The organism is Lysinibacillus sp. NPDC097287 (assembly GCF_044761695.1).
Lineage (GTDB): Bacteria > Bacillota > Bacilli > Bacillales_A > Planococcaceae > Lysinibacillus.
The window spans coordinates 467,460-493,472 of the sequence record NZ_JBIWCX010000001.1; the positions used below are offsets into that span (position 1 = coordinate 467,460).

Sequence of the window (26,013 nt, forward strand, 5' to 3'; positions counted from 1 at the left end):
TTTATTATTTTGAGTGATTAGGACAATTAACTAATTGATACTTTCTTCAACAACATTTATTTTTACCCAATTCGTCATATTATCCATCTTTTCTAGCATTTCAGCCATTGATGAAAAATTCAGCAAAATCGTCCCTAGATTTTCATTCACTTTTATTGTATAGCCAGAAGGGTTAACAGGATTACTATATTTAACTAGATGATTTTTTTTGAAAACCTTCTCTATTTCTACTCCTTTAAGTAAACCAGCTTTCTCACTAATTATTGTGTAACTAGCCCAGTACCCACTTGGTTCAACCATCGCTAAATCACTACAATCTTCACCTAGTGCAGCCTTAATTGTATATTCAATCAAGTCAATACCCTCTATATCTTCTATAATTTGAGTTAAGTCACCACTATTTCGGACACCAATATCTAAAATATATACATTTTCTTTATGATCAACTTGAACTTCAAAAATTAATGGACCCGTTTTCATATTTAATAAATTCATTAACGTTTGAATTTCATCATAGATTTTATTTTGTATATGCATAGGCATACTGCACGGCCAGCTTTCACCGGTTGGAAGAAATGGATTAAAAGATTTTGTTTCAAAATGGTTGTTAACTAGTCTAGAAAATGCAAGCTTCCCATCTACAAAAAAACATTCCCCACCAATTTGATATCCTTGTCTCTCAACATACTCCTCGATGATAAAACGTTTTGCTTTTGAAAAAGATAAAGCATCCTCCACTTTTTCCGGCAAGAGTTCTATTGAGTCAATTTTTGATACACCCCTGCTGCCTGATGAATCAATTGGCTTTATCATTACTGGCATTGTAAAAGTATGAAAGTCTACTTTAGCTTCTTCTAGAGTTGCGTATCCTTTTGCTTGTGGTACGTTAAAATTTTTTTCCTTCAAATAGGATCTAAACATATCTTTATTTGATAATATTTCCACTGATTTATATGGAAAAGAAGGTAACTCTAACTTTTCAGCAACATAGGCAGTCGTTGGGATTCCAGAATCTGAGATATAACAAACAACACCATCTATGTGTAATGACTTTGCTAAGTTAAAAATACCTTCCTTGTCCGTAGTACTAACATTATGGTACTCGTCGGAAAATTGATGTCCAGGATTATTCTCTAAATAATCCGAAGTTATAACGTAATTTCCCAGCTCTTTCGCTTTCTTTATTGCGACAACTTGAGAGGGTGAACCACCCAGCATTAATAGTCTTTTCATCATTTTATACCTCATAGATAGATTTCAGTTCGTATTTACATAAGCATTTTATCCCCTTCAAAGCATGTTTCAGTGCCTCATAACGCTAGGTCAGTTCATATCACATTTTGACTTTTTGAAAGACCATTTAGATTAATTAAACGAATGAATTTTCTTGTAATAAAGGCTTATAAGGTAATATTTCCAGTAATACTTCCTCTAAAATTCCTAAGCCAGCTCGAAGGTTTTCTTCTGTAATTGTTAGAGGGGGTAAGAGCTTTATAACTGAACTATTCCTTCCTGCCTTTTCAATTATTAATCCCCTATTAAAACATTCCTTTATAATCTTAGTATAGATGCTCGAATCTTCTAACTTATTCAAATCAATACCCCAAATCATTCCCATTCCTCTTATTTCAATCCTTGAATCTATTGTACAAATTTGTGTCTCTAAAAAATCTTTAATATAACTCGCTTTACTACGTACACTATTATCTAAATCTAAATTTTCACGCAATCTTAATGATGCTACTGAAGCGACAAATGCTAGTTGATTGCCTCTAAAAGTACCATTATGTTCACCTGGCTTCCAAATATCAAGTTTCGGATTCATAAGTAATAATGACATTGGTAAGCCATAACCACTTATAGATTTAGACAATATAACAATATCAGGTACAATATTAGCCCTTTCAAATGAAAAGAAATCTCCTGTTCTTCCACACCCAACTTGTATATCATCACATATTAATAAAATATCGTGTTTTTTACATATACTTGCTAGTCCCTGTAACCAATCATTTGAAGCAACATTAATACCACCTTCTGCTTGTATCGTTTCAAGAATAATAGCTGCAGGTTTTTCAATTCCGGAGTGATCATCTTCCAAAATTTTTTCAATATAATCTAGCGTATCTATGTTTAAAGAACCATTTGGAAAAGGCATAAAAGTTACATTAGAAAGCGACATCCCAGCACCTTCTCTAGAAGAAAGATTACTTGTTGTAGCTAAACTTCCTAATGACATACCATGGAATCCACCCATAAAGGCAAATATATTACTTCTTTTTTTGACCTTTCTTGCTAATTTTAATGCTGCTTCTACCGCATTAGTTCCTGTAGGACCACAAAATTGAATTTTATAATCTAAGTTTTTAGGTTTTAGAATATTTTCAACAAATTCATTAATAAAATTTCGCTTTGCATTTGTATACATATCTAACCCATGCGTAATACCATCTTTTTCAATATAATCCAATAAATATTTTTTGATATATTCATTATTATGTCCGTAATTTAATGCACCCGCTCCAGCTAAAAAATCTATATATTCTTTACCCTCTTCAGAATAAATAAATTCATTTTTCGCTTTATAGAAAACATCCGTATATTGTCTGCAATAGGAACGCACTATAGATTCGTAGGATTCAAAAATCTCCACTCTTAAAACCTCCTTTGGAGTTACTATAAATATACTATCTACAGTATTCACAAATTTTCACACTTATGACTACATAGAAGTTTTTGAACATAAATCATAGTTCCCAATCTAATATAATTTTTTTACAAGATAAGTATTTATATACATATACCTTGTATGTAATGAATAAATTGCGCTCACCATTATTCAGGTGAACGTTTGTATGTGCTCGGTCTAATGTTTTTTGGAATACGACAACCTGTTGATGCACTCCTTTTTTTTACCACTGATACATACTTTTTTACGGACATTGTGTTGCCTGTCCAGACTGTGCCTTTTATATGCCACTCGCTTTGAATGCAGCAATACGTTCATACCTCATTGCTTATCGCGCAGGTATAGTCATCAAGAACCTCCTAACGAAAAAATCTACTGTGATGTCCACACAGAAGAAGATATGTTACATTTAGCACTTACTTACATAATTCTATTAATAAATCTCTGTAGTTGGAACTTTCTTTTTTCTATTAAAAATTTCTTTTATCGTCATAACTAAATAAATAAAACATTCTAATCTAAATACTTTAGCTAGCCCAATATATATCGCTATGCCCGTCAAAATTTGTATACAGATTGTTACCCCATCTGATAGTCCCAGCCATTGAATGCTAAATACAATAGCCCCCATTATTGACGCTATTAATAAAGAAGGCAGAATATCGTTCCACTGCTCCTTCACACTATAATTGAGTAATGTTAAATTAGGATAAGCATTAATAAAGCCAGCTAAAACGCCACCTACAAATGAACCTATAGCTATTGCATGAACACCAAAAGGAATACTGATTATTAAAATAGTTATACCGATAATTTTTTTAATTATTTCTAGTTTTAAAAAAATATCACTACGACCCAAAGCATTAATTGCCTGTAAATTAGCTGTATGGATAGGAAATAATGCATAAACAGCACAAAAAATTTGTAGAAATGGAACCGCTGGGAGCCATTTTTCTGTTAACAATATCTTAACTAAAGGCTCTGCAATAACAGCTAAACCAATCATCATTGGAAAGATAATAAATGAACTTGTTACAATTGACCTTCGAACCATTTCTTTTATTCTTTGTGTGTTATCTTGTTGAGAAGATAACGCTGGAAAAATAACAGATTGTATGGAGCCGTTGATGTTTCCTATAATGACACTTGGAAACTGCTCGCCTCTATTGTAAAAGCCTAAAATTGCAGGACTAAACATTTTACCAATAATCAGACTTTTCATGTTTGAATAAACAGAATCAAGCAATGCAGACGCTAGTATCTTCCAGCCGAACGAAAATAAACTAACCAGTCTTTCTATAGAAAAGAATAATTGAGGTTTCCATTTTACTGTATACCATAAAGTGGCTGTAATAATTATCTGATTCGTTAATTGCTGTACTACTAAAGACCAAATTCCAAAATTGGCGTATGCCATTGTTATTCCGACAATACCCGATATTACAACTCCTCCAAAGCTACTAATAAAGAGTTTTTTAAATTGCATATTTCGTGCAATAATTGCATTTTGAATTGAGCTAAAAGAGTTTAAAAATAATGTTAAAGAGAGGATCCTTAAAACTAGTGTGAGTTGAGGTTGTTCAAAAAATGAGGCTATATAAGGTGCTGCGATAAAAAGTATGACATATAGTATTGTTGTAACGAATAAGTTTAAATAAAAGACCGACGAAAAATCTACTTCATCAACTTTTTTCTTTTGAATAAGTGCTGTATTAAATCCATTTTGAGCTATTACTCCTGCAATTGTTATAAAGATTGTTACTAAAACAATTAACCCAAATTCTTCTGGTAGAAGTATTCGTGCCAGTATAATCATTACAATGAATTGAATACTTTGCGACCCTGTACGCTCCATGAATTTCCACAAAAAAGATGAGATAATTTTAGATTTGGTTATTTCATTGCCCACTTAAACCATCTCCTTTTGTACAATGGCCAACAGAGTACTTTTAATGTAATATTACATTTTAAAAACTAATTATCGAAAGATAGATTTGATTTTTTTTCCGTAATCAAAAGATGAAGGGAAATTAATTAAAATGTAACCTTTAATTTTATCAGGACCATTCAGAAGATTAAGATACCTATTAAATTGCTTATCTTTTAGTCCTTTATAATCCCCAATTAAACGTAGCCGCTGCGCTTCCCAAGTTAATTTTGAAAGTTCAATTTCATTTTCATATTTATTATTTGTGAAATCATTAAAATCATTTAACATTGTAATGAATTTATTACATCGTTGCACTGTTTGTTCTTTACTTTCCGTTCTCCATTTTGTCGTTGCAGATTCAGGTACATTAAACCTATAAGTGCACATAGGCTCATTCATGTAGTATGCGTATCCATAACTAGTTGCTATTAACTTCAATGCGTTATCCCCTACTGGAGCTTTATAGTACCAATCTGGCGGATTATTAAAAACTTTTTTTCGATAGAGAAAGGACATTGTTGGAATGAACCCTAGTAATTGTAATTCTCCAGCCGAGTATTTCCTACTTACATTATTGAAGTAATTCTTATTTTCTGGTAACCAGGGGATTACTAAGCGATTTCTTCTTTTATTTTTTTGATCCTCAACATGAGCGTTACTAAAACAAAAAGTACATTCTGGATTTTCCTCCATGTAGTTCACTTGCTTTTGTAGCTTATATTCATCTATCCAATAATCATCGCCTTCACATAATGCTATATATTTGCCTTTTGCTTTTTTCCTTACTAAACCACTTACACTTACTCCTTTAGAATGTTGATTTTCAATTTGATATATTGGTTTGATAATATCTGGGAATTTCATTTCATATTCTCTAATAATCTCTGGCGTTCTATCAGTTGAAGCATCATCATGAATCAAAATTTCGTATTTAAAATTAATCTTTTGCATTAAAAAACTTTCGATTGCATCTGCAATATAAGCTTCATGATTATATGTTGTGCAACTTATAGTAACCATAATATCATCGGCCATTAAAATCCCCCATTTGATTGACTCAATTTTGTAATTCACATTTTCAAAAAGCTACAGAGAAACTAAATTATTAAATCTTCAACTTTTTCAAGTTATGCTGCTTGATATAATCAATAGTTAGTTTTGGGGCATTAGAAACTAAGGTAATGATGACAAAACCATATGTTGATTAGTTTCCTATGTTCTCGATACACCTTTTTTAGGAATCTCAGCCTGCCCAACATTGAGACCGCTAGAAGAAAAATGGTTTATTGGACCTTTTCCATCACATTCTATTCACTAAACATCCTAATCATTCGGGAATAAGAGCTGCTGTATTAATCCCATAAAATACTAAGTACGCAATCAAGACGAAAAATATATTTTAATTTAATCTCTTGACTAGGTCATTAATGAAAGTAATTTGTTCTGTAATACGGGCAACTAAATAATAAATCATCGCTGCATAATTGAGTTCAATTGGTCTACCTAAAAAATTTTCTTCCTTATCATAGCTAAGTTAGGTTGAATATCAAAAGGAGATAAAATAGCTTCAAAGTGTTGGTAGGTTCTAGGTCATACAATTCTTGCAAACCATAAACAGACTTCATTGCAGTACAATAGGCTTAGGCAAGCTTCCTCAAGCCTCAAAGTTTGTGTGGTAATTCACTTAATTCTTCATGTTGAGGGAGGTACTCCTTTTTTGCCTTCCAAAACCATTGAGACTCTTAGTCGTATATCTATTAAATTTTCACTCTAAATAAGTTTTATATCTATTATTAAAGTTATACTCATTTTTATGAAATATATTCGTGTATGGTATTAGGAAAGAATCAGCATGATCTAATCCTGTTCGTTCTTCTAAAGTCTTTAACTCCTTATTTAAATAAATCACACTCAAGGATACTAAACATCCGATATAGATTAATTTATTGATCTTATCTTTATATAAATAATAAAAATTGACTAATAATATGATATTTAAAATGCCCCCGTAAAGAGCTACTCTGGCTGCTGTAAGTTCCGAAAATTTAAGAAAAAAATATAAACAATAACTAATGATATAAATATTAATAACCCTTTTGGAGAATTCACTTTTTTGTGAATATGCATCATAATAAAAAAAAGCAATTACTAAAAAAATGATTCTAATTATACTTTGAAAATCAAGTATATTATTAATACTGTTAGTGAATGTCGAATACGGAATGATTCTGTCGATAAAAGGTATCCAATTTAGATGGTTAATTAATTGACCCATCGGTAAAATTGAAATCAAAATACTTGCTAGTACTAAATAAATTAGCGTTCTTTTTGCAAAATTAACTCTGGAAATAAAATATAACGGTACTAATACAATTGCTGATGTATGAATAAAAGATAATAAAATGGTAACTATAAACAATTTGACAGTCTTATTATTATCTAAGCATTCGAGTAAATAATATATTCCTATTGCCAGTGTAAGTCCCTGTCTTAATCCACTAAACGTCCAAACAAAATAATAAAAACAAAAATATATTAGAAGGGAAAGAGTTGGATTACCACTATATTTTGTGCATATTTTCCCTATATAATATAAATTAATAATAGCAATTACAGATAAATATTGTTGATATGAAATGCCAAGACTCTTTAATACTGATCCAAAAAATCTAAATAAAATTTCTTGATTATCAACGCCATATAAAAATTCTTTTACAGGTGATTCATTCAATCTATTATATAAATATTCATATGCAAAATAATCCGGACCGACACCATATCTATAAAAGGCTAAACCTGCTAAAACAGTTGCAAAGATCATAAAAAAAATTTTGCTCTTACCGTTTATTAGAGATAGAGTAATACCTAATAAATAGACTCCATAGTACATCTAGGTTCACCTACAATTCATGAAAAAAGATAACAAAAATTACACTATGCTTTTGTAAATATCTACATAATCATTGAAGCGATCTATTTTACTATATAATTGATTCGACCTTTGTATACAAAAATCAATGTAGGATGATTTTCTTTTCTCATAAACTGTTTCAATGGCCCTTTTTAAAGCATTAATACCTTTCTTCTCGACTACAATCCCACATTTATCATTAATATTTTCTGGACTTCCCCCTGTATCAAATGTAATTACAGGGGTACCACAAGCTAATGCTTCTATGTTTGTTAACCCCATTACTTCTTCTAATGTAGGGTTTATAAAAACATCTGCTGTGGAGTAGATTTCAGCTAGTTCATTTATGTTATTCGTCTTATTAAGCCCAATAATTTTTTTTGGTAAATTTTCTAATTGTTTTTGTGTCAATCCTACCATTACTATTACTTCATCGTCATTAATCTGATTTGAAAGTTCGGCGAAATATTCTAACCCCTTCCTTTCACTCCAAACATTAGCAACACCTAATATAATAAATTTATTTTCTAAAGCGAATTTTTCTCTGAAGTCACTTTTTGTTGGTCTGAAGACTTCTAAATCTATTCCGTTATTTATAACTTTAAGGGGGTATTCACTTAAAAAAGAATCTTTGACTAGATTCGCGAGCCACTTTGAAGGAGTTATAATTGTCATATTTTTCATTCCTGAGAATAGCTCTTTTTTCATTACATAATTATCTTTAGATTTATCAAAAATCCAACTGGATGGATAAGTGTTTTTTTGAGGACATTGATTACATCCTATTTTCCACTTTTCGCAATGGATAAAATCAAAATGAGAGCAATGGCCAGTAAACGGCCAGCAATCATGAAGTGTCCAAATAACAGGCTTATTAGATTTTTTTAGATAATTAAATAACATTTCAATATTGATATAATATCCATGAATGTTATGTAAATGAATTACATCTGGATTAAGCACTTCTACTTTTTTTATAAATTCTTTCGTAGCTTTCCTTGATCCAAATCCATGTTTATCATATATCCGTGTTAAGGCAACATGTGCATAATTGTCATAATTAGAACCAATTCTAATGGCCGAATTACAATTCATTGGATATCCTCTACCATACGCAATGTAACTATCATGTCCTTGATCAATCAAAATATGATGGATGTCTGTTGCGATTCTACCAGTACTCCCTACTCCACAAACCGAGTTTATCTGTAACACCTTCATAACTTGTTATTCCAAACAACCCGATTCACATAATCCGTATAAGACAAAATAATTCTTAGCACTTTATCTGACACATTAGGCATACTGTAATCCGCAACTCTTCTTAAATCGTAATTCTCCTGTGTCTTCAAAATCTCTAGCCCTTGTAATATTCTATCTTTCTTAAGCCCTACCATCATGACCGAAGCCTCTTCCATTGCTTCAGGTCTCTCATGGGCTTGCCTAATGTTAAGTGCTCTAAATCCAAGTATTGAAGATTCTTCACTTATCGTTCCACTATCACTTAAAACAACTTTGGCTTTCACTTGAAGCTTTACATAATCAATAAACCCCAAAGGTTTCATCATTTTTACCAATGGATGAAATGCTATCTCCTTTGCATTGATCATCTTTTGCGTTCTAGGATGTGTACTCACAATGACTGGCAGATTATATTTTTCTGCAATCGTATTTAAGCTATCCATTAAGTCTAAAAAATTGTTTTCTGAATTGATATTTTCTTCTCTATGGGCAGATACTACAAAATATTGCTTTTCTTCAAGATCCAACTTCTCTAACACATCCGATTTTTCAATGTCCAATTTTTTTGATTGCAAAACTTCAAACATAGGACTTCCCGTTTTGATAATTCGATCTGCTGGAAGTCCTTCCCTTAGCAGATAATCCCTTGCGATATCGCTATAAGTTAAGTTTATATCCGCTGTATGATCGACAATCTTTCTATTGCTTTCTTCCGGTACTCTTTGGTCAAAGCATCTATTTCCCGCTTCCATATGAAATATAGGAATTTGTCTTCTCTTGGCAGCAATTGCACATAAACAGCTATTCGTATCACCTAATACTAAAAATGCATCTGGTTGAGTTTCCTCTAATATCGGATCAATCTTAATAAGAATATGTCCAATCGTTTCAATAGCTGATCCACTTGCTGCATTTAAATAGTAATCTGGCTTCTTTAAATTGAACTCTTTAAAAAACACTTCATTTAACTCATAATCGTAATTTTGACCCGTATGGACTAATACATGTTCTATGGCATTTGATTTTTCTAATTTATTTATAACAGCAGAGAGCCTGATAATTTCTGGACGCGTACCTACAACCGTCATCACTTTTAGCTTTTTCACCTTATACCTCCAAAAAGATTGTATCTGGTTTCTCCGGATCAAATATTTCATTCACCCACATGATTGTTACCATATCTGTATCACCTAAATTTTCAATATTATGTGTGTATCCCACTGGAATATCTACCACTTTCAATTTATCTCCGCCGACAAAATACTCAACGACTTCATTCGTATCAATATTTCTGAATCGAATTACGCCATGACCACTTACCACTAAAAATTTTTCGTTTTTTGTATGGTGCCAATGGTTACCTTTTGTGACACCTGGTTTTGAAATATTTACAGATACTTGCCCTCTATCCGGTGTCTTAATAAACTCTGTAAATGATCCTCTTTGGTCTACATTCATCTTCAGATCATAGCTAAATTGATGTTCTCGTAAAAAACTTAAAAATGTACTATATAATTTTTTGGTAAACGCATGGGACATATTAGGAATGGAACGTTCTTCCCTACTTTTTTTGAAGGAATAAATCAAATCAACAATCTCCGCTAGTGTGGTCGTGTGTACTATCGGTACTTCGCAATAGCCCTGAATGAAGTTCTCATTGCCCTTCAAAGCTTGAAGTAACTCTTCCACAACATCATCAATATATACAAGTTTCATTTCAAGACTAGGATCATTTACGTTTATAGGTAAATCATTTGCGATATTATGACAAAATGTTGCTACAGCGCTGTTATAATTTGGTCTACTCCATTTCCCAAATACATTTGGCAATCGATAGACTAATACTTTCGCACCTGTTTTCTTACTGTATTCGAAAAGTAAATCCTCTCCAGCTTTTTTACTGATCCCATAAAGGTTATTTTGTGCTGCTTGAGTAGAGGATGCTATCATAACTGGACAAGTATTTTGGTATTTCTTCAATGTATCAAGAAGAATAGATGTAAAACCATAGTTCACATCCATGAATTCAGACTGATCCTTTGGCCGATTTACGCCAGCAAGATGGAAAACAAAATCTGCTTCTTTACAATATTCATCTAATAAAGCTTTGTTTGATTCTCTACTAAATTCGAAAATATCCGTATAATTTCGGTCTTTAAGCTTTGCTATGAGATTCTTACCAATAAACCCCTTTGAACCGGTCACTAATATTTTCATCATAGACCCAACCTTTCAACTCTTCTTGGATAAAATCAAGCCCTAATAATTTTTCTTTTATTTGCTGAACATTTAGCATTTCTGTGTTGTGAGAGTTGTACTCCTCTTGTATGGATAGTTTTTGATCACCATCTAGGAAGTATTTATCGTAATTTAGATCCCTTTTATCAGCAGGCACTCGGTAAAATCCTCCCAAATCTTGTGCAACCACATGTTCCTCCCTAGTAAGTAAAGTTTCATATAGTTTTTCACCATGACGAGTCCCTATAATGTCAATGTTATTATCCACATTGAATAGCTCCTTGATGGCTTGCGCTAAATCCAAAATCGTTGATGCCGGCGATTTTTGTACCATAATATCTCCAGCCTCCGCATGTTCAAATGCAAATAAGACTAATTCTACTGCTTCTTCGAGGCTCATTAAAAATCTAGTCATTTGAGGATCAGTGATTGTTAGTGATTGACCTTTTTTTATTTGGTCAATAAATAATGGGATAACAGAACCACGTGAAGCCATCACATTTCCGTAGCGAGTACCACATATTAATGTTCTCTCCGGATCAACTGTTTTAGCTTTTGCAACAATTACCTTTTCCATCATTGCTTTTGAGATGCCCATTGCATTAATCGGATAGGCTGCCTTATCCGTAGACAAACAAATTACCTTTTTGACACCACTTTCAATCGCCCCAGTCAGAACATTATCTGTTCCGAGCACATTTGTCTTCACAGCTTCTAACGGAAAAAACTCACAAGATGGAACTTGCTTTAGTGCAGCAGCATGAAAGATATAATCTACATTGTGCATAGCATTTTTCAAACTTGCTAAATCCCTAACATCGCCTATATAAAATTTCAGTTTGTCATTTTTATAAATTTTCCGCATATCGTCTTGTTTTTTCTCATCTCTAGAAAAAATGCGGATTTCTTTAATATCTGTATTTAAAAATCTCTTCATCACTGCATTTCCAAATGAACCCGTACCACCCGTAATTAATAAGATCTTGTCTCTAAACATATTATTGTTCCCCCAGTAATTTCTGCATAAGATTCACATATTGTTTTGTACATTTTTCAGTAGTGTACTTTTCAAGAAATAGCTTCCTACAGTTCTTTCCCATATGTTCACGCTTCACTCTATCACTAAGGAGTTCTGTAATAATATTTACTAATTTAGAACTATCTTTTGCTTGTATGGCATACCCCGCATTATAATCCATTAAATCCCTAGCAATATCAGAATCCGCCCCTATAATAGCAATTACCGGTTTACTAGCCATCATGTAACTGTAGGTTTTACTTGGTACAGCTAGGCCCGTTAATCCATCTGCTAAACTTACAATGAAGCAATCACTGATACTAAGTGCGTCTTGAAAATCTTGTCCGTGTAAAAAATCAAAAACATGTACGTTACTCAGATTCTCTGTTTCTACGATTTTCTTTAATTGATCCATTTTAATTCCATGTCCTGCAAAAAGAAATTGGACTTCGCGATCATCTTTTAATTGGCGAATCGCCTCTATTATCGGATCTAAATCTTGGCATACGCCCATGTTTCCAAAATAAGATACAATAAGATTTCCATCATTTTTTATAGATGCTAATAATTTATTTTCAGATACATTAGTCGCATGAGAGAAGGCTAGATCCTCATACCAATTAGGGATTACTTCAATTTGCTGTTTTGATAATGCTGCTCTATGTTTTAGTAGATAGTTTTTCATCTCATTTGATAAAGTAACTACTGTATTTACATGTTTAAAGATACTTTTATTAACTCTCTTCATCACTTTGCTTATTACGCTATCTTCGGAAATAGCGTTTGTAAAATATGCGATTTCTGGGTAAACATCATAGCTTACAAAAACTACTTTTGTATTAAAAAACTTATTTGCCAAAGCTGCAATTAACGGTAATATGGGTGGATTCGAGTAAACAATGATTGCCCCATACTGTCTCAATTGTCTAAAACGTAAGGCTACAGAAAATGTAAAAGAAAAATAATTAATTAATCGCCCGATGAAATGACTACGTTTAAGTTGGATATATTTTAACCTTCTAATCTCGATATTCTTATGAGTTTCTTTAAGAGGAACATTATTTGTTAAACTGTACTCTTTCGGATAACCAGTCAATGCGCTAACAGTAAAACCTGCCTTACTAAGAGCCACTGCCGTGTCAAATGGGAGAGTAGCAGATGAAATATATTCTGGATAAAAATACTGGCACAAAAACAATATATCTTTCTCGCTTTTCAACATACTCTCCCCCCTAATTTTAGTGCGAATGTTTACTTGTCAAAGTGTCTGAGTAAATTGATTAGTTTTTGTAAAGATCAGTTACATGTATTTGATACATTCTTTACTATTTATTATATAAATATGTTAATTTAATACAATTTAGGTTAACCCTCACACTCCGCTTTCGTCGCAGAACAAAGCTTTCCCACCAAAAGCGTACAACCACTTTATTTGGATGGTTTAGCAGCTTGTAACAGTTCCATCACTTTAAGCTTATATGTTTCTACTCCTGGCTGATCAAAGGGATTGACTCCTAGTAAATAAGCACTCATAGCACATGCCTTCATAAAAAAATAAATTAAAAAGCCCATATGATACGCATCGAGCTTTGGTAGTTCAAGCTGTATAACCGGTACATTGCCCTCTGAATGAGCTAGCGCAGTACCTTCCTTAGAAATAGCATTAATTTCATTAAATGTTCGATTCGATAAATAGTTTAGTCCATCCTCATTGCGTACGTCATAGGGAACTGCCAAATCGTCACCTATTTCATGAAAGTGGAGTAATGTTTCAAATAAAATTGGGCTCCCATCTTGAATAAATTGACCAATCGCATGCAAATCTGTCGAATAATTAACGGTAGAGGGATATAGCCCTTTTCTTTCCTTGCCTTCACTTTCACCAAACAACTGCTTCCACCATTCGTGAAACTTATTTAAAGCAGGCTCAAATGAAGCGAGTAATTCAATTTTGTATCCTTGTTCAAATAATGCATGTCGTATCACCGCATACCGGTACGCCTCATTATGCTCAAGCCGTGACTCTTTCAACTCTAATGCTGCTACTTTCGCCCCTAGCATTAAGTTGAATATATCCACTCCAGCCACCGCCATGGGTAAAAGACCTGCAGCAGTTAAGACCGAATAACGGCCACCTATGTTTGAAGGAATAACAAATTGTCGATAACCCGAATCATCTGCAATTTTCTTTAAAAGTCCATCTTTGGCGTCTGTCGTGACGATAATGCGTTCAGCTGCTTTTTCCCCATAATGTAATTCCATATACTGACGTAGAACTCGAAAAGCCAGTGCTGGTTCCATCGTTCCGCCGGACTTTGACACCACATTCACGTATACACTCTTATCCTCAATATTATCGAGTAATTGTTTTATATAAGCGCCACTCATATTTTGTCCCACGTATATTACTTCAATGCCATCATGATGTGCACCAAAATAAGGTGTCAATGCATCTTGCACAGCACGTGCACCTAGAAAAGACCCACCCACACCAATAACAATAAGGACATCCGCAAAACTACGAATTTCATGTGCTGTCTTTTCAATATGAAAAAATAATGCATCATAAGCTTCAAGGGGTGCATGCAGCCAACCAGTCGGAACATTCTCTACCACTTCTAAATATTGATGGATTTTTTCTACATTTTTTGTATAAGCTGACCAATCAATAGTAGTTAAATCATAATTTAGAATGTTCGTATGCAAAAGTTGCTTACTCAACGTATGACCTCATTTCGTATGATCAATTAATTTATTGATACATAAAGTCCTCTACTTCAGTAGCATTTGCTTCTTTCTATGAACCATAAGCTTGATAATAATGTTTCTTTGGTATTTTAATATTATTTAGTACAACGCCCAAAATTTTTGCGTTTGAAGAAGCAAGTGTTGCTTTTGCTTTTAATACTTCTACTCTTTGCACTTTATCCATACTCACAATCAATAAAGTACCATCACATTTATTAGACAAAATTTGTGCATCCGATACTGATAATAATGGAGGTGCATCAAAAATAATGATGTCATAATCCTTCTTTAAATCTTCCATCAGTATATCCATTGTCTTCGATGAGAGTAATTCAACCGGATTTGGCGGAAGAGGTCCGCTTGGAATAACGCTTAACCCTTCTACTGTTGTTTTTTGAATAGCATTAAAGTATTCCTCTTGCTTTGATAATACATCTGATAAGCCACAAATATTTAAAGTACTAAACGTATGGTGCAAGGTTGGTTTACGCATATCAGCGTCTATGATAATGACCCTTTTACCTTCTTGCGCAAAAACAACACCGAGATTTGCAGCGTTTGTAGATTTACCTTCTCCTGGTATAGATGAAGTGATGAGTATTGATTTTATTTCTTGATTAGGCAAGGAAAACCGAATATTTGTACGGATCGTTCGGAATTGCTCAGATATTAATGACTTTGTATCTGTTACGGTCACCAATTTACGTGCCATTAATCCATTTCTTAGTTTTTTCTTTTTTTTCATACCTAAAATAATTAGACCCTCCCCTCTTTATGTGATTTCGGAGATTTTTTCGTTTTTTTTTCTAAAGCGATCGAACCAACCAACCCCATAATTGGTAAGCCTAAAATTTCTTCTATTTCTTGCTCTGATTTAAACCTTTTATCCAAGAACTCTAGTAAAAATGCTAAAATAGTTCCTAACATTAAACCAATAACAGTTGCACTAGTAATATTCATTAGCTTATTAGGTTTTACTGGTATAGGATTCTCCCCTAGTTTAGCTACTGATAAAATTTTTATATTATCAACATTCATTAAAACCGGGATTTCCTTTTTAAATACTTCAGCCAACGTATTCGAAATTTCTACAGCCTTAGATGCCTGTTTGTCCATAACTACAAGATTAACAACTTGTGAGTTATTTGCACTCGTTACTGTTATTTGTTCCGCTAAGCTTTCTGGCGTCTGATCTAGCTCAAGTTTTTCTATTACTTTTGATAATATAATTGGACTTGTAATGATGACATTATAGGTATTTATTAATCGTAAATCCGCTTCGTTATTTTGTACCCATTGATATTGTTCGATATTAGTACTTTTTTGATTTACTAATATTTGCGTTTCTGCTTGATAGATTGGTGTTAAAACGTAATAACTTATGATTGCCGTTGTTACACTTACGATCACTGTAATACTAAGAACAAGGCCCCATCGTTTTCGAATTATTGTCAATAAGTCTTGTAAATTGATTGATGTCTCCAATGACCGCACCCCTTTTCTACACATCCACTAATTTATTTCGAAATAAATATTTTGCTATAGCGCCTTCTTTTTACACAAATTAACATTTCGTTATATTTTATAGGCTCGTCTTCGGAGGTTTTTTTCCTTCTCTTTACTTTTGATTATATTAATAATTCCCTCCATTTATTCATAACTGGAATTATTACAAAAAGACTTTACTGCATTTTTTGAGTCTATTATTTTTCTGTTAGTAGATTTACACCAACCTACTTATAGTAAAAGTAATCCGACACTTATTTAGTATCATGTTCTAATCGAGGGATTAATATACATTTATATACCAAAAAGGTTCTTCTACTTTTTACAGAAGAACCTACGTCTAAGAAAAAACTTATAATTAATTATTAATTGCCTGTTGAAGCAGTTCAGGATCCATCCGCAAGCACAAACTTCAACACATTTTCTTTTGGTAATTTTATAACTTTTATGGAGCCGTCTACGAGTCTTGCTTCACTACCTAAATAACCTTCCACACGTATAACCTCAACACCAGCAAGCGTGCTTGGAACATCTGCTCGGAAGTTCTCTAAAATCCCTTCCATCTGCTTCTGCCCAGCTTGCCCCTCAAACACCTGTGACACAAGTGCTTCCTTGTGATAACCAAACTGCTCATATAAATTATCCAACACATCCAACAAAGTCTTACCTCGCTAGGCATAATAACCAGCCATTTCTGCTGTGACAAGTGCTACTCGCACCGCACCCTTATCACATACAAATTGTTGGATTAAGTAACCGTAGCTCTCTTCATATCCAAAAACGAATGAATGCTCACCGGTTTGTTCAAACTGCTCAATTTTCTCAGCAATAAATTTAAAGCACGTTAATGTATTTACCGTTGCTCCACCAAATGACTTCGCCACAGCCGTGCCTAACTTTAATGTAACAATCGTTTTCACCATAGCTGGTTCCTGTTGACAATTTAAAGTCAGCCCCATCTCGGCCAGCCACACCAGTCGATCTGGATCTGTCGCTATTAGTATTTCAGCATCCTTCTCTCCCTATCACCATCGCTAGTTCAAATGCTGCTACTACCTCAGGTTTCGTATAGCTCACTGTCGGAAACACTCCGTCGACGACTTAGCATCCATTTATTTGTAACGTAAAACAAACTGATGCAGACAAATGCACCGTCACTATCAATTAGCACCCCCTTCAACTGCAGACACCCTACCCTCTATAAAATACTAATACACTTCATCAGAAATCACATAAAGCACACATAAAAGTAAGGCAAGGCAAAGCCAAACCCAATATAACGAGCCAAGCCACTTTTCCGTTAGCGTATACCCTTTTTCAAAATATTGACCACCATTTTCTCCTTGTAATCTCGTATGGTTCTAACATTATCATTTGTTCATTTTTTATTATCCTTTCATTATTTTTCAGTAAGATGTCAACTGCATCTAATTCCTTGTTCTTTTCCAAATAATAAAGTCCTTTAAAAAATAAAAATGGCCTTGTAGTTAAATTATGAACATCTGAACCATACGTATGGATATAATTTGCTCTTACAAGGTCTAATGATAATTTTTGCACAGCCTTACCAAAATGCCCCGTAAGACTTCCCGCAGTAATTTGAGCCAAAGCGCCTTCTCGTATTAGTTGCTCCAATTTCCTAGGTTGTTCAGCAATTGCTCTATTCCGTTCAGGATGCGCAATGATTGGTGTATAGCCTGAAGATTTAAGTGCGATAATCATATCTTTTGTGTAAGCTGGAACCATATTTGAAGGTAACTCAATAAGCACATAATTAGAATTTGCTAAGACATGTATCTGTTTATGATTTAATAAATTATCCAATTTATCATTTAATCGAATCTCATGTCCGCTATGTAACGTAAGCGGTATATCATTTTGCTCAATTAATTTACTTAAATGTTCCAATTGCCTTTCTACAGTCGAATAAGAAACATCATAATGAGGTTTGAGGGCGTGAGAAGTTGAAATAATTTCTGTTATTCCCTCCTTTACCGCTTGCTTCAACATCTGTAATGATTCTTCTTCTGTTCTTGGACCATCATCTACATCGAATAAAATATGCGTGTGTATATCTATCAAACGGATCACAGCTTTCTATTTTTTTATTCAAATACTCATTAATGTCTATGTGAATCGCAATGATTATAAGACTAATTCTAAACAGAACTGTCCCATATATATTCTTATGATATGATAATTCCGAAAATGATACGATCATTCAAATTTACATTAATTTCTTTAATAAATTTATTTACAAAAAAAAAGCTCTGCAAGACCTAAGTCTCACAGAACCTCAATTATTACTTTTTATTTCGCATATTCAACGGCACGTGTTTCACGAATAACCGTTACTTTAATATGACCTGGATAGTCGAGTTCATCCTCAATACGCTTACGAATATCACGAGCTAAGCGGTGTGAAGCTAAATCGTCAATTTTTTCTGGTTGTACGATAATACGAATCTCACGACCTGCTTGGATGGCAAATGATTTCTCTACGCCATCATAGCTTTCTGAAATCTCTTCTAGCTTTTCAAGTCGACGGATATAGTTTTCAAGTGTCTCACTACGAGCACCTGGGCGCGCTGCTGATAAAGCATCAGCTGCAGCAACTAATACCGCAATAACAGACGTTGCTTCTGTATCACCATGGTGAGAAGCAATACTGTTAATGACTACCGGATGTTCTTTATATTTGGATGCAAGTTCTACACCGATTTCTACGTGACTACCTTCTACTTCATGATCGATAGCTTTCCCGATATCATGTAATAAACCTGCGCGACGTGCTAATGCTACATCCTCACCCAATTCAGCTGCAAGTAAACCTGCTAAATGAGCTACTTCTACTGAATGTTTTAATACGTTTTGACCATAGCTTGTACGATACTTCATACGGCCTAAAATTTTCATTAAATCTGGATGTAGATTATGAATACCCATTTCAAATGTTGTTTGTTCTCCTGTTTCGCGGATTTGCTCATCCACTTCACGGCGAGATTTTTCAACCATTTCTTCGATACGTGCAGGGTGAATACGCCCATCTTGTACAAGTTTTTCAAGTGCAAGTCGAGCAGTTTCACGACGAATTGGATCGAAGCCAGATAAAATAACTGCTTCCGGAGTATCGTCAATGATTAAATCAATACCTGTTAGTGTCTCTAAGGTACGGATATTTCGACCTTCACGACCGATAATACGACCTTTCATCTCGTCATTTGGTAAGGTAACGACAGAGACTGTTGTTTCTGCCACGTGGTCAGCTGCAAAACGTTGTAGTGCCAGTGATAAAATTTCACGTGCCTTTTTATCAGATTCCTCTTTTGCACGTGTTTCAGATTCCTTCGTCATAACAGCAATATCTGTTGCTAGCTCTTTTTCTACTTCTCCTAAGATAACGGCCTTCGCCTGATCTCTTGTTAACGCAGAAATTCGTTCTAGCTCGGATTTTTGTGCTGCAACAAGCTCGTCCACTTTGCTCTCCATCTGTTCAATATGCTGTTGTCTCTCGGCAAGAGCTTCTTCCTTACGCTCTAAACCTGCTTCTCTCTTATTCAGAGCATCATCCTTGCGATCAAGATTTTCTTCTCTTTGCAATAAACGGTTCTCTTGTTTTTGAAGTTCTAAACGACGATCACGAATGTCATTTTCGGCTTCAGTTCGAAATTTGTGAGTTTCATCTTTGGCTTCAAGTAGTGCTTCTTTCTTTAATGCTTCCGCTTCTCGTTTTCCGTCTTCAACGATTGTTTCGGCAACATGTTTAGCACCAGTGATTTTGGAGTCATTCACTTTTTTCATGTAGATATAGCTAACAACGGCACCAACGATGAGTCCAAGCAAAGCGGAGATGATAGTAATTCCGTCCATATGAACACCTCCTATTGCTATTTGGGTAATAAGTTTTCAGTCGGCGCATACATCATAAATGTACTGCCTATTTTAAAAGTCATAATTCAGAAATTATACATATTTAATTGTATATCTACCTATAAACTCTGTCAAGGATTGACGGGCACATGTTCGCCTCCATTACAAAATAAAGTTAATAATATCCAATACCATAATATACATTTCATACTTTTGTTCTATTTATCTACTTACGTAAATAGTTGCATTCTATCGAAAACTGATTCATTAGTAATTAAAAATGCATTACCTTCACAATTTGTGAAAGCAATGCATCTTTTAATCATTTTCTTTATCGCAAAAAAGCACTTGCAACCCCACCATCTACCGTCAACATACAGCCTGTCGTCTTTTTCGCTTTGGAAGATGCAAAAAATGCAATCCCCTCAGCAATATCCCTAGGGTAAATATTTTCTTGTAAAATTGTGCGTTTACGATAATGTTCCTCTAAATCATCAGGTTGAATACCATACGCTTGTGCACGTTCCTCTCGCCATTTAGAGCCCCAAATGGCCGAACCCTGCAACACAGCATCTGGTAATATGGAATTTACACGGATACCAAAATCGCCACCTTCTACTGCGATACAGCGTGCTAAATGCGTTTCGAGTGCCTTCACAGCACTATATGCCGTAACATTTTTGCCTGCATATATAGAGTTTTTCGAACCGATAAAAATAATGCTACCGCCAATTCGTTGCTGCTTCATCAATTTAAATGCTTCTCTTGCCACCAAAAAATAGCCTGTGCCTAGTACATTCATATTTAAGTTCCATTCATCTAATGTTGTTTCTTCAAAAGAACTTGATGTTGCTAACCCCGCATTATTTACCAATATATCAATGCCTCCATATTGAAGCGCCGTCTGTTTAAATGCATGAAGGATTTGATCTTCTTTTGTAACATCAATCGAAACAGCTAGTGCTCTGCCCACTCCAAATTGCTCAGTAATATCAGTAGCTATTTTTTGTGCACCTTCTTCATTCAAATCAGCAAGGACGACATGTGCACCTTGACTTGCCAACAATCGGCATGTTTCACTACCAATCCCCCCTGCACCGCCGGTAACAAATGCAACCTTCCCTGAAAACTCTGCCGCTTTTGGTGCTAACGATAATTTATACAACTCTAGTGGCCAATACTCGATTTGAAAGGATTCTTCTGCTGATAATGATGAGAATCCACCAATCGCATCTGCGCCTTTCATGACAGCAATCGCTCTATGATATAGCGCCTCACTAATTTTCGCGTGCTGATAATCCTTGCCCGTATTAATCATCCCTAAGCCTCGAATTAAAATAACCCGTGGATAAGGATTAAACATAATGTCTGTAACTGCTGCATTCTCCTTAAAATACTCCTCGTAGGCTATTCGGTATTTTTCTAACCCCTCGGTCACCATATTGTGTAACGACCGTGTCTGCCCGTCCCAGTCAATAAATAATGGTACACGCTTTGTATGCACAAGATGGTCTGGGCATGCAGCACCTACATTACTTAATGTTAAAGCGTGTTGACTATTCACAAACTCTAATACTGCATTGCCATCATCATATGTGACGATAAGTGATTGTGTTTTAGAAACAGCTCCGCGAATAATTGGGAGTAAATTTGCTAATGTTTCTGCCCTTTCTACTGGCGTTAGCGCTGTAAAACACTGACCTCCAAAGGCTGGTACAGTAGCAAATGCTGCGTCAATATATGCTTGGGCTTCATTAATAACGTCAATTGTTTTATCATAGCTTTCTTTTGCAGTTTCACCCCAGACAACCAACCCATGCTTTTCCATTAGTACAAGCTCAGCGTGTGGATTTTCTTTCACTTTTTTTGCAATCATTTTAGACAATAAGAAACCTGGGCGAATATACGGTACCCACACAAATCGGTCGCCATATATTTCTTTAGCGATGTCCTGCCCATTTGGTGCACAACAAATACTAATAATTGCATCTGGATGTGTATGATCGACATGTTTATTTGGTAAAAAGGCATGTAGCAATGTTTCTATCGACGCACGGGGATGTGATTTATCCAACATACAATGCTCTAAATACTGAACCATTTCTTCATCAGTCATATTTTCACGTGCTAGTAACTTCTTGACTGGTTCTAATTGTATAGCAGTAAAGTTTTCTTCGGTCATGCTCGCTAAATCTGACCCGCTTCCCTTAACCCACATCACATCGACTTCGTTGCCTTGAAAATCAATAGCAGTTGTTTTGAAGGACGTGTTTCCACCAGCATAATTACAAACACGTCGGTCAGCACCTATTAAATTCGAACGAAGTGCTAAACCAGTTACTGTATCTGTCTCTACAGGTTCAATCGTTTGAGGCCAAAGATTCTCAATCATTTTACATTCCCCATTTTCTCTTCGGTATATTTTAACTGCTTAAGTTTCCCCATCATCGCTGACTTTTCCGCAAAGTATTCACTTAGTTCCTTATAACAAGAAAACAACTCATCATAGATTTTTTTCGTTGCTACGTTAGGTTGATAGATTAGTACTTCTTTTTGGCAAAGTTTCTCTATCGCATCTTCGATATGCGTAAATCCACCATCTTCAGGTGTTGCGGCCATTGCACCTAAAATAGCCGCACCAACAGCTGGCACCTGTTGTTCAACACATACCTCAATTTCCTTTTGTAAAATATCAGCATATAGTTGCATCAGTAGTTTATTTTTCTGTGGTATTCCGCCTGTTGCAATAAGTCTTTGCACTGGGAGTCCGTGTGCTTCATATAACTCGATAATGACTCTTGTTGCATTAACGAAAGACTCTAAATAGCCACGATAGAGCATGGCAGTAGTTGTCGTTAATGTTTCACCGACAACAACACCACTTAATTGACCATTTACATAAGGTGTCCGATTGCCATTATGATAATCAAGTACAATTAGCTGATTTTCGCCTGGTTGTAATGCTGTAGCCTGTTCTTCTAGTAATTGAAAAATAGAAATGTCTCGCTCCTCACTTTCTTCAACTACATTACTTGGCACATGATTTTTCATAAAATAGGCGAATAGATCACCGACCGCTACTTGCCCACTCTCATAAGCAAATGCACCAGGTAAAATCCCGTCCTCAACAACTCCACTTATTCCAGGGACAAAAATTTCCTTATCATGCACCATTAAATGACAAGTTGACGTGCCCATCACCATAACGAGCTCATTTGGTTGACTCACCCCTGCACCAAGTAAAGCAGCATGCGCATCTATAATTGCTACACCCACCGCTGTTTTCGTTGTTAATCGAAGTCGTGAAGCAATTTCTTCTGTTAGATAGCCGGCTCTTTGACCAATTGATTGCACAGTCCCCCGTAACTTCGTGTCATAAATCATTGGTAGCGCATGATGAATCTTACGTAGCTGTTCATTTGATATGAAGCCATCTTGCTTTGACCACATACCTTTATAGCCTGCAAAACAACTACTGCGCGACAAAGTTCCAGTTAGTGTCGAAACAAGCCAATCTCCAGCTTCCATGAAATATGCAACTTCATTAAAAAAATGTGGATCATCATTGGCAATTTCCATTATTTTAGGCAGTAGCCATTCTGAAGATACGATATGACCGTATCGTTCTATCCACTTATCCTGGCGACACTGCTCGTTTAATTTCTTGGCTTCTTCCTCGGCGGCATGATGTTTCCATAGCTTTACATAGGCATGTGGATTTTCCCAAAATCGTTGTTGATGGAGGAGTGGCGTAAACTCCTCATCTACTGGGACAACTGTACAACTCGTAAAATCTATACCTATTCCGATAATTTGCTGAGCCGATACCCCCGGCTCCTCCAGTAACTGATGGACAAGGGTCGTTAAAACAGATAGATAATCATTTGGATGCTGTAGCACTGTATCATGCTTTAAAGGCTTCCCAAATAACTTTCCAGTGATAATACCGTGCTCGTAGGTCTGAGACACAGACTTGTGACAAATACCTGTTTCAGTATTCATCAATATTGCCCTAGCCGATTCAGAACCAAAATCCACACCGATGACATATTTCATCGCACTCACTCCCGCTATTTATAAATAGGTCCGAAGTTTTGGCATGCTCGATAATCCGCGCCCTCGCTATCTGCTGTGCCAAACGAACTCCATGCTTTTGGTCTAAAAATGCGTTCCTCTTCGACATTATGCATATTAACTGGAATACGAAGCATCGCTGCCAGCGTAATAAATTCATCACCAATATGACCATAGCTTAGAACACAGTGATTTGCCCCCCAATTATTCATCACCGAATAGACATCCGTAAACGCGCCACTTCCTGTTACATTCGGTACAAACCAAGTAGTTGGCCATGTTGGATCTGTTCGTTGATCAAGCGTATCGTGCATATGCTCGGCTAGCTCCACTGTATGGCCCTCTGCAATTTGCAAAACTGGCCCTATGCCTTTTACATAATTTAACCGTGTAATCGTCACAGGCATTTCACCTTTAGTTGTAAAATCAGTAGAATAGCCACCACCACGGAAATACTCTGTCGAAGCTGGTCGCCATTTTGTATGCTGCAAACATGCTTCCACTTCTTCATCTGTAATAGCCCAAAATGGCTTCATCGCAGGTTTCCCATCAATTGACTGTTGTCCTGTGCCATCTAGTGCTGCTGGTCCTGAGTTAATGAGATGAATAAAACCATTCGCGGCTCTGCCTTCTGGTGCTTTTCCTGTCACCCGTTCTACTGCTTCCGGACTCCAATACGTGCGTACATCTGCAAATATTTGCGCTGTATTCGTCAATAAATGCCCAAAGGCCATGGATACACCATTTAAATAATCATTTTCCGTCGCAACAATATAAGGTGCTCGCTTGCCATTCCAATCAAATGATGAATTTAAAATCGCCTCTAAAAAATCACCATTTGGGAAGTGGTCCGTCCATTGACGCTGCCCTTGAAAACCTGCAATCAATGCATTACGTCCAACCGCTTCTTCCCCATAGCCCTTCTCGGCAAGCTTTTCATTCCCGACCATTAAATCCCGTGCAATCAAAGTCATTTGAATGGAACGCTGCCAGTCACTTTCCTTCTCTTCATCCGTTCGCTTAAACGCTTCTTTATTATTATCCTCACCACGGATTAGTTTTTCATTTGCCCATTCAAGTGCCTTTGCAAATTCTTCTTCATCGAAAATTTTCAAATCCATTCGGCGAATAAACTCACTTAAATCGATATATTCATTACGCATCCCTAAGTATTCCTGGAAAAAATCATCCTTCACAATACTGCCAGCAATGCCCATTGATACGGAACCCATCGATAAATACGATTTGTCCTTCAATGTCGCTACCGCTAATGCCGCTTTTGTAAACTTCAATAATTTCTCTTGTACATCTTCTGGAATCGAGCTGTCTGTTAGATCTTGCACATCACGGCCATAAATGCCGAAAGCCGGTAAGCCCTTTTGTGCATATCCAGCAAGTACAGCTGCTAAATACACTGCACCCGGTCTTTCTGTGCCATTAAATCCCCAAACAGCCTTCGGTATATGAGGATCCATATCCATCGTTTCACTTCCATAACACCAGCATGGCGTTACTGTAATAGAAACCCCTACGCCTTCACGCTTAAATTTTTCCGCAGCGCGCGCAGCTTCTGCTACTCCACCAATACACGTATCTGCAATGACACACTCTACTTGCTCGCCTGTGAAATATCGAAGGTTTTCTGATAAAAACTGTGCGACATTTTGTGCTAAACTCATCGTCGTGTCTTCTAGCGATTCTCGAACACCATTTCTTCTGCCATCAATCGTTGGTCGAATGCCTATTTTTGGTAAATTACCGATAAATCGTTGTTGTTGCATATGCAT

At 35.5% G+C, this 26,013-nt stretch carries 20 protein-coding genes; all 20 read right to left on the bottom strand.

What is annotated here, in order from left to right:
* Nucleotides 1-30: 30 nt before the first annotated feature.
* Complete coding sequence (locus ACIQ2D_RS02190; RefSeq protein ID WP_402858694.1) at nt 31-1,236, bottom strand: ATP-grasp domain-containing protein; 1,206 nt, start codon at nt 1,234-1,236, stop codon at nt 31-33.
* Nucleotides 1,237-1,369: 133 nt separating this feature from the next.
* Nucleotides 1,370-2,653 (bottom strand): diaminobutyrate--2-oxoglutarate transaminase, encoded by a 1,284-nt coding sequence (gene ectB, locus ACIQ2D_RS02195; protein WP_402858697.1) that lies wholly within the window; start codon nt 2,651-2,653, stop codon nt 1,370-1,372.
* Between the two features lie 469 nt (nt 2,654-3,122).
* Nucleotides 3,123-4,598 carry a lipopolysaccharide biosynthesis protein gene (locus ACIQ2D_RS02200; protein ID WP_402858700.1) on the bottom strand — a complete coding sequence of 492 codons (1,476 nt, stop codon included), beginning with the start codon at nt 4,596-4,598 and terminating at the stop codon, nt 3,123-3,125.
* Nucleotides 4,599-4,667: 69 nt separating this feature from the next.
* Nucleotides 4,668-5,654 (bottom strand): glycosyltransferase, encoded by a 987-nt coding sequence (locus ACIQ2D_RS02205; protein WP_402858703.1) that lies wholly within the window; start codon nt 5,652-5,654, stop codon nt 4,668-4,670.
* 730 nt (nt 5,655-6,384) lie between these two features.
* Nucleotides 6,385-7,509, bottom strand: a complete 1,125-nt coding sequence (locus tag ACIQ2D_RS02210) for an EpsG family protein (protein WP_402858706.1) — start codon at nt 7,507-7,509, stop codon at nt 6,385-6,387.
* 39 nt (nt 7,510-7,548) lie between these two features.
* Nucleotides 7,549-8,751, bottom strand: a complete 1,203-nt coding sequence (locus ACIQ2D_RS02215; RefSeq protein ID WP_402858708.1) for a glycosyltransferase — start codon at nt 8,749-8,751, stop codon at nt 7,549-7,551.
* Nucleotides 8,748-9,878: a non-hydrolyzing UDP-N-acetylglucosamine 2-epimerase gene (gene wecB, locus ACIQ2D_RS02220; RefSeq protein WP_402858711.1), complete on the bottom strand. Its 1,131-nt coding sequence runs from the start codon at nt 9,876-9,878 to the stop codon at nt 8,748-8,750. Before wecB ends, ACIQ2D_RS02215 begins: the two co-directional genes overlap by 4 nt.
* Before the next feature lies 1 nt (nt 9,879).
* Complete coding sequence (locus tag ACIQ2D_RS02225) at nt 9,880-10,989, bottom strand: capsular polysaccharide biosynthesis protein CapF (protein ID WP_402859207.1); 1,110 nt, start codon at nt 10,987-10,989, stop codon at nt 9,880-9,882.
* Nucleotides 10,949-12,007: a polysaccharide biosynthesis protein gene (locus tag ACIQ2D_RS02230; protein WP_402858714.1), complete on the bottom strand. Its 1,059-nt coding sequence runs from the start codon at nt 12,005-12,007 to the stop codon at nt 10,949-10,951. Before ACIQ2D_RS02230 ends, ACIQ2D_RS02225 begins: the two co-directional genes overlap by 41 nt.
* 1 nt (nt 12,008) lies before the next feature.
* Entirely contained in the window at nt 12,009-13,250 is a 1,242-nt protein-coding gene (locus ACIQ2D_RS02235; RefSeq protein WP_402858717.1) for a glycosyltransferase family 4 protein, read from the bottom strand.
* A 206-nt stretch (nt 13,251-13,456) separates the two neighbouring features.
* Nucleotides 13,457-14,749, bottom strand: coding sequence for a glucose-6-phosphate isomerase (locus tag ACIQ2D_RS02240; RefSeq protein ID WP_402858720.1), 1,293 nt, complete (start codon nt 14,747-14,749; stop codon nt 13,457-13,459).
* Nucleotides 14,750-14,825: 76 nt separating this feature from the next.
* Nucleotides 14,826-15,521: a CpsD/CapB family tyrosine-protein kinase gene (locus tag ACIQ2D_RS02245; protein WP_402858723.1), complete on the bottom strand. Its 696-nt coding sequence runs from the start codon at nt 15,519-15,521 to the stop codon at nt 14,826-14,828.
* Between the two features lie 11 nt (nt 15,522-15,532).
* Nucleotides 15,533-16,261 carry a YveK family protein gene (locus tag ACIQ2D_RS02250; RefSeq protein ID WP_402858726.1) on the bottom strand — a complete coding sequence of 243 codons (729 nt, stop codon included), beginning with the start codon at nt 16,259-16,261 and terminating at the stop codon, nt 15,533-15,535.
* A gap of 407 nt (nt 16,262-16,668) precedes the next feature.
* Nucleotides 16,669-16,941, bottom strand: a complete 273-nt coding sequence (locus ACIQ2D_RS02255; protein ID WP_402858729.1) for a hypothetical protein — start codon at nt 16,939-16,941, stop codon at nt 16,669-16,671.
* Nucleotides 16,942-16,953: 12 nt separating this feature from the next.
* Nucleotides 16,954-17,256: a hypothetical protein gene (locus ACIQ2D_RS02260; RefSeq protein WP_402858732.1), complete on the bottom strand. Its 303-nt coding sequence runs from the start codon at nt 17,254-17,256 to the stop codon at nt 16,954-16,956.
* Between the two features lie 343 nt (nt 17,257-17,599).
* Nucleotides 17,600-18,373 carry a tyrosine-protein phosphatase gene (locus tag ACIQ2D_RS02265; RefSeq protein ID WP_402858735.1) on the bottom strand — a complete coding sequence of 258 codons (774 nt, stop codon included), beginning with the start codon at nt 18,371-18,373 and terminating at the stop codon, nt 17,600-17,602.
* 219 nt (nt 18,374-18,592) lie between these two features.
* Nucleotides 18,593-20,152: a ribonuclease Y gene (rny, locus tag ACIQ2D_RS02270; protein ID WP_402858738.1), complete on the bottom strand. Its 1,560-nt coding sequence runs from the start codon at nt 20,150-20,152 to the stop codon at nt 18,593-18,595.
* A 331-nt stretch (nt 20,153-20,483) separates the two neighbouring features.
* Nucleotides 20,484-22,544 (bottom strand): bifunctional aldolase/short-chain dehydrogenase, encoded by a 2,061-nt coding sequence (locus ACIQ2D_RS02275; protein ID WP_402858741.1) that lies wholly within the window; start codon nt 22,542-22,544, stop codon nt 20,484-20,486.
* Nucleotides 22,541-24,208, bottom strand: a complete 1,668-nt coding sequence (locus ACIQ2D_RS02280; RefSeq protein ID WP_402858744.1) for a ribulokinase — start codon at nt 24,206-24,208, stop codon at nt 22,541-22,543. The genes ACIQ2D_RS02275 and ACIQ2D_RS02280 overlap by 4 nt, the downstream gene beginning before the upstream one ends.
* Nucleotides 24,209-24,222: 14 nt before the next feature.
* Nucleotides 24,223-26,007 (bottom strand): L-fucose isomerase, encoded by a 1,785-nt coding sequence (locus tag ACIQ2D_RS02285; protein WP_402858747.1) that lies wholly within the window; start codon nt 26,005-26,007, stop codon nt 24,223-24,225.
* Nucleotides 26,008-26,013: the final 6 nt, after the last annotated feature.

What these genes read in the sequence shown, in the direction of transcription:
- ACIQ2D_RS02190 (WP_402858694.1), bottom strand. Translation starts at nt 1,236, where the DNA reads ATGATGAAAAGACTATTAATGCTGGGTGGTTCACCCTCTCAAGTTGTC.
- ACIQ2D_RS02205 (WP_402858703.1), bottom strand. Translation starts at nt 5,654, where the DNA reads ATGGCCGATGATATTATGGTTACTATAAGTTGCACAACATATAATCAT.
- ACIQ2D_RS02210 (WP_402858706.1), bottom strand. Translation starts at nt 7,509, where the DNA reads ATGTACTATGGAGTCTATTTATTAGGTATTACTCTATCTCTAATAAAC.
- ACIQ2D_RS02215 (WP_402858708.1), bottom strand. Translation starts at nt 8,751, where the DNA reads ATGAAGGTGTTACAGATAAACTCGGTTTGTGGAGTAGGGAGTACTGGT.
- ACIQ2D_RS02225 (WP_402859207.1), bottom strand. Translation starts at nt 10,989, where the DNA reads ATGAAAATATTAGTGACCGGTTCAAAGGGGTTTATTGGTAAGAATCTC.
- ACIQ2D_RS02230 (WP_402858714.1), bottom strand. Translation starts at nt 12,007, where the DNA reads ATGTTTAGAGACAAGATCTTATTAATTACGGGTGGTACGGGTTCATTT.
- ACIQ2D_RS02235 (WP_402858717.1), bottom strand. Translation starts at nt 13,250, where the DNA reads ATGTTGAAAAGCGAGAAAGATATATTGTTTTTGTGCCAGTATTTTTAT.
- ACIQ2D_RS02245 (WP_402858723.1), bottom strand. Translation starts at nt 15,521, where the DNA reads ATGAAAAAAAAGAAAAAACTAAGAAATGGATTAATGGCACGTAAATTG.
- rny (WP_402858738.1), bottom strand. Translation starts at nt 20,152, where the DNA reads ATGGACGGAATTACTATCATCTCCGCTTTGCTTGGACTCATCGTTGGT.
- ACIQ2D_RS02275 (WP_402858741.1), bottom strand. Translation starts at nt 22,544, where the DNA reads ATGATTGAGAATCTTTGGCCTCAAACGATTGAACCTGTAGAGACAGAT.
- ACIQ2D_RS02280 (WP_402858744.1), bottom strand. Translation starts at nt 24,208, where the DNA reads ATGAAATATGTCATCGGTGTGGATTTTGGTTCTGAATCGGCTAGGGCA.
- ACIQ2D_RS02285 (WP_402858747.1), bottom strand. Translation starts at nt 26,007, where the DNA reads ATGCAACAACAACGATTTATCGGTAATTTACCAAAAATAGGCATTCGA.